General features: G+C 76.6%; 1 protein-coding gene. It reads left to right on the forward strand.

The genetic code is table 11. From position 1 onward, the window contains the following. On the forward strand, nt 1-1,116 hold a 1,116-nt coding region (locus tag GA0115259_RS38465; protein ID WP_237540793.1), incomplete at its 5' end, for an asparagine synthase-related protein. Nucleotides 1,117-1,214: the final 98 nt, after the last annotated feature.

A 1,214-nucleotide genomic window follows, 5' to 3' on the forward strand; every position in this document is an offset into this window, starting at 1 on the left:
CTCCCCGCCAATCCCCGGCTGCACCATGTGGTCGTCGCGGCGGGCGAAGAGGCCCTGCCGTACGCCGACCTGGAAGGCCCGCTCACGGACGAGCCCGGGCCCTCCCTGGTCACCGCGGGCCGGCATCGGCGCCGACTGGCCGCGGGCAGCGCCGACCACTTCACCGGAGACGGCGCCCGCGAGGTGCTCGACGCGCATCCCGCGCGCCTGGCCGATCTGCTGCTCGACCGGCGCAGACGCCATCTGCTGCACCCGGTCACCGCGCTCGCCAAGGCCGAAGGTCCTTCGCCCGCCTCGCTGTTCATCCCGCTCACCGTGTACCGCGCGGCGCGGCGGCTGGCCCGTACGCCGTACCGCACCGGCCTCGAAGAGGCGGCGGCCCAGCTTCCGCAGGCCAACAGGGCCGCGCTGTCCGCGTCCGCGAACGGCCCGCTGGGCGCCTCGCTGGCCGCCCTCACCTGGTCGCGGCCGGGGCCTGCCGCGCGCTGGCTGACGGGAGAGGCGCTCGCGGAAGTATCGGTTCGCCTGTCGGCGGCGGCGATCCGGCCCACCTCCCTACAGCGCCCGGGAGAGGCCCGTGCCCGCGCCGCGCTGGCCCGCCACGCCGCGGACCACCGTGTCTTCGAACAGGCCGCGGAGATCCGCAGCCAGCGGCTGCACGCGCCCTTCCTCGACAACCAGGTGGTACGGGCCTGCCGCGAGCTGCCCGAGGCGCTGCGCGTCCAGCCGGGCGCCCGCGCGGAGATTCTCCGTACGGTCCTGGCTGGAGCCGGGATCCATGACCTGCCGCCGGGCTGGGGCGCGACGTCCCGGGCCGGTTCCGCCGCCGCCACGCGCGCGGGTCTGCGCACCGCCGTCGGCGAGCTGATCAGCCTCTTCGACGCGCCTTTGCTGGCCGACGCGGGCCTGATCGAGGCACGTGTCGTACGCAAGGCGCTGCGCGCGGCGGCCGAGGGCGAGCCCGTACCGCTCGACGGGCTCGCCGATCTGGTCTCCACCGAGCTGTGGCTGCGGCGTCTGCTGTCGCGGCGCGGCACCTGCTGGACGGGCACGGCGGCGCCGCGTCAGCGGGCGGTGGCGGGCGTGGTGGTACCGCGGCCGACGCTGCACCAGTAAGCGCGCGGGAGCCTAAGCGCGCACGGGAGCCGCCGATAACCGCGCGCGCGGGCCGTGGTCCGGCGGTCGGCAGGTGGCAGGCGGCAGGCGGCAGGCTG

The organism is Streptomyces sp. MnatMP-M17 (assembly GCF_900091995.1).
Classification (GTDB): domain Bacteria; phylum Actinomycetota; class Actinomycetes; order Streptomycetales; family Streptomycetaceae; genus Streptomyces.